Here is a 3874-nt window from a genome sequence, read left to right on the forward strand (position 1 = left end):
GCCGAGCGCGAGGTGAAGGTGTGCGCTCGGCGGCGGCGCCACCGCGGCGATGTCCGGGAGATGCGACGTCGCGATCCAGGCCCACAAACCGTGGACGCCGCTGCTGATCAGGAGCGGAGGGGGCGCCCGGAGTGCGCGCGCGATCTGGGCCGCGTAGTCACGCAGCAGACCGGTGGCGTATCGCGCCGGCACCTCGGGGTCGGTCCAGAGAACAAGCGCGACATGGACGTTGTCCATCGAGTGTGCGAGTTTGTCGGGCGAATCGGCCGGTGGTGCCGGTTCCCCGCGCAAGATGGCCTGCACGATCTCTGTGCGCTGGGCATCGGAATTGCGGGTGTGGTGCTCACGCTCGTCCATGTAGGCGGCGACGATGCCGTCGAGGCAGGTATCGAGCCACAGGGTGCTGTGCTCCCAGAAGATGACCAGGACAGCCCCGCGCAGTTCGGGATCGGGGATCTGCTGGTGCAGCACCTGGGTGATGTATCGCCACAACCCCCGCTGCGCTGCGCGGTAGGTCTTGAGCAGCATGTCCACGCCGTAGCCGCGGCGGGCCACGGTCCGTGCGCCGTTCACTGCCTCGGCGGGTGGCCGCGCCTCGAACTGCGTGCGCCCGATCACCGCGAGGAAGCCCAACCAGTGGGCTCTGGTGGCCGCCCGGACTTCTCGATGGACTTCGACGTCGGCGAGGTAGTGCGGGAAGGTCTCCTGGATCGCGGAGTCGACGGCGGACAGAATCGGCTCGGACTCGGCCTCGGATCGCATCCGCAGTGCGAAAGCCGTGAGCCATTCGAAGGCCGGCGCCGTGTCCTCCGCGGACGCGGGCATCGGCTCGCGGACGTGGCGTTGCGTGCGCGGGATCGCCGTCTTCACCGCACGGTCAGGTGGTGGTCGCGCTGGGTCGGCCGCGCGCGGCGCCCGGATGTGCTGTCGGAGGGAGCGGAAGCCGGCATAGGTGCACCTTAGCGCAACCGGACTGTTGTGTCCGGATGTTTCCCGGTCCGCGATGGAAGGCGGGTAGAGATTGTGGGGGCGTACCAATCGCGCATTCGCGGTTGGAACGGCGGACAAATGTCTGACATTCGTTTGGTAAGGCAGGGTTTCGCTGCTAGATTCGAATAGGTCAACGCCGGGCCGCGTATGAATTCCGTACAGTGTGGTGCCGGAAGCTGTCTGGCGTCGGCTCAATTCTTCGAATTGTTGATTCAACAATTCTTCAGGTGATGGGCGCGCGTCGACGGAGCTCGGGCGCGCGCATCGACAGCGGCGTCCGGCGCCGTTCGGTGCCGGACGGGATCGGCCGATGGGTAACGTTGGCCGGATGAGCTCGCCGCGCCGTACCAACAGGGGACCTGCTGCCGCCGCGGAGAATCGTCTCGCCCTGCTCGTCGCGGCGAAGGCCGCATTCGCCGAACACGGCCTGGACGTTCCGCTGAACCTGATCGCGCGGACGGCGGGCGTCGGTCAAGGCAGCCTGTACCGGCACTTTCCGAACCGAGAGGCGATCATCCTCGCGGTCTTCGAGGAGAATCTCGGCCAGCTGGAGTCGATGGTCGCCAATGTCGACTCGACGCTGGACGAGCTGCTGGCGGAGATCTTCGACCAAATCGTCGAGGTTGCTGTGCTGTTCGATCTGTTCCGTGTCGCGGACAGCAGCGACCCGCGGCTGGTGGGCATCATCGCCCGCCTGTACGCCTTGCTCGACGAGAAACTCGCCGACGACAGCCGTCGTGGCAGTGTGCGCCGGGGCGTCACCGCCGAGGAGATCTTCCTCGCCGTGGGAATGCTGGGTGCGCTGCTGAACAAGACGCCGGAACGGGAACGGGCATCGGTGGCGGGCAAATGCCGGGGCCTGTTGCTGCACGCCCTGTGTGACTAGAACTCGAGTACTTGACGGAGCGGGGCCATTTCGTCAACAATACGTTCCAGCAACCGGATATTCGTGTCCGGTTGTGGTCGGTAATTCGTGTCGATCCCGTACTCGGCCTCGTTCGAATGGCTGCTGGATTTCATCCGGTGGCGGTATCAGATTTCAGGGGAAATTCTTGAAGAATGCACGCTCGGTCGCCCCGATGATGTCGGCGATCGCCGCGCTGTCGGTCGCGTTCGCCTCGACCACAGTGTTCGCGCCACCGGTCTCTGCGGCATCGGACCCGTTCTACAGCTACCGCGACGACACGCCGCTGGCCGACCTCGCGCCCGGAGCTGTCCTCGACAGCCGGACCACGACCTATCACCTCGTCGGCATCCCCACGCCGATCACCGCGGTGCAATTGCTGTACCGGACCACCGATGCCAGGTATCGGCCGAGTGCCAACGTCACCTCGATCCTGATCCCGCCCGGTGGAGTGGATCCGACTCGGGCGGTCGCTTACCAGTCCTTCTATGACTCGCTCGACCCGGAGCACGGACCCTCACGCTCGATCGCCGGTGACGTCAGCTTCGGCGGTATGGTCCTGACCTCGGAGGCCACGGTGATCGCGGACCTCCTCGCGCGCGGCTACACGGTGATCATCGCCGATACCGAAGGGCAGCAAGCGAATTTCGCGGCGGGGCCCGAGTACGGCATGAACACACTCGACTCGATCCGCGCGGCGGTCCGTTCGGAGGCCACCGGGCTCACGGCGCAGACACGGATCGGTCTGGTCGGCTATTCCGGCGGCGCGATCGCGACCGACTGGGCCGCGGCGCTGGCGCCGGACTACGCCCCCGATGTGAACGCCGAACTCGTCGGCGCCACCCAGGGCGGCTTGCTGGTCAATCCCGCGCACAACCTGCGCTATGTCAGCGGCAGCGTCGGCTGGTCCGGTGTCGCCGCGATGGCGGTCATCGGTGTCGCGCGCTCCTATGACCTCGATTTCTCGCCCTACCTGAGTGCGTACGGCGCGCAGGTCGTCGCCGCACTGCGGTCCGCGTCGATCGCGAATGTGCTGTTCCAGTATCCCGGCCTGTCGTGGCAGCAGATGGTCAAGCCTGAGTACGCCGACCCCAATAGTGTTGCGCCCCTTGTTGAAGCGGTCGAGAAGGTCAACCTCGCGAACGCGCCGACCCCGACCATCCCGCTCTACATCGCCCAGGGTGCCAACGGGGTCATGGAAGGTACGGACGGGAGCAAGCCGACGGTCGGCACCGGTGACGGCGTCATGGTCGCCGGAGATGTCCGTAGCCTCGCCCGCCGGTACTGCGCGGACGGCAACCCCTTCGTCGAATACCGGCAATACGACGAGCTCAGTCACATCCCGACCTTGGCTGCGTGGAGTGTCGGCGCTGTCTCGTGGATCGATGCGCGCTTCGTCGGCGAGGCCGCTGGATCGAGTTGCGGCACGATTCCCGAGGGCAACTCGCTGACATCGGATCTGTGATGTCGTGCTGCCGGTCCCGGCGATCGGCAGCACGGCCGGGTGGACTGCGTCGACGGTGGTGCGAATGATGGTGGCGCGCAGGCGGGATTCAGGACGCCGGAGGAGTCTCGGCGCGCGCCGCGAGGAAGTCGTCGACGATCCGAGCGCAATCCTGCGGGGTCGATGCGCGTAGACCGATGAGCTTCGCGAAAACGAGTGGCCCGACCAATTGCGACAGTACGAAGTACGTGTCGAATTCGCCCAGTTGCCGGTGGGCCTCGGGGGTATCGAGCACCTGGTCGAACGGCACCCGATAGTGGTCGATGATGCGCTGGCGCAGCGAGCTGACGGCCGCGTTGTCGGCGTTGTGGTCCGAGCCGGTCGCCAGCCACGCCAAGGTCGACACCTGCAGTGGCGTGTCTCGGATCGCCTCGGCCTGGCGTTCCAGCAGAGCGACGAGGCGCTCGCGCAGCGGGCCTTCGGGCGGGGTCTCCAGGGCCGACGGCAGCAGCCGTTCGATGGTGGCGGCGCGTAGC

Annotated in this window: 3 protein-coding genes and 1 pseudogene; 2 read left to right on the forward strand and 2 right to left on the reverse strand. The window is 66.5% G+C overall.

Annotated features, from left to right (window positions below; genetic code table 11):
- Positions 1 to 870 (reverse strand): hypothetical protein (locus tag ACFWF3_RS27415; RefSeq protein WP_379316280.1); only part of this gene is annotated, 870 nt, incomplete at its 3' end.
- A gap of 448 nt (positions 871 to 1318) precedes the next feature.
- Between ACFWF3_RS27415 and ACFWF3_RS27420 the strand changes: the two genes are divergently transcribed.
- Together ACFWF3_RS27420 and ACFWF3_RS27425 are read left to right on the forward strand one after the other, a co-directional pair.
- Complete coding sequence (locus tag ACFWF3_RS27420) at positions 1319 to 1876, forward strand: TetR/AcrR family transcriptional regulator (RefSeq protein WP_379316282.1); 558 nt, start codon at positions 1319 to 1321, stop codon at positions 1874 to 1876.
- Positions 1877 to 2042: 166 nt separating this feature from the next.
- Entirely contained in the window at positions 2043 to 3359 is a 1317-nt protein-coding gene (locus ACFWF3_RS27425) for a lipase family protein (protein ID WP_379316284.1), read from the forward strand.
- A gap of 88 nt (positions 3360 to 3447) precedes the next feature.
- Here the strand turns inward: ACFWF3_RS27425 and ACFWF3_RS27430 are convergent.
- Positions 3448 to 3874 (reverse strand): annotated as a pseudogene (locus tag ACFWF3_RS27430) (TetR family transcriptional regulator); the annotation flags it as partial.

Source organism: Nocardia sp. NPDC060220 (genome assembly GCF_042727815.1).
In the GTDB taxonomy this organism is placed as follows: domain Bacteria; phylum Actinomycetota; class Actinomycetes; order Mycobacteriales; family Mycobacteriaceae; genus Nocardia.

Coding starts and splice junctions, on each gene's coding strand:
- ACFWF3_RS27420 (WP_379316282.1), top strand. CDS start 1,319: ATGAGCTCGCCGCGCCGTACCAACAGGGGACCTGCTGCCGCCGCGGAG.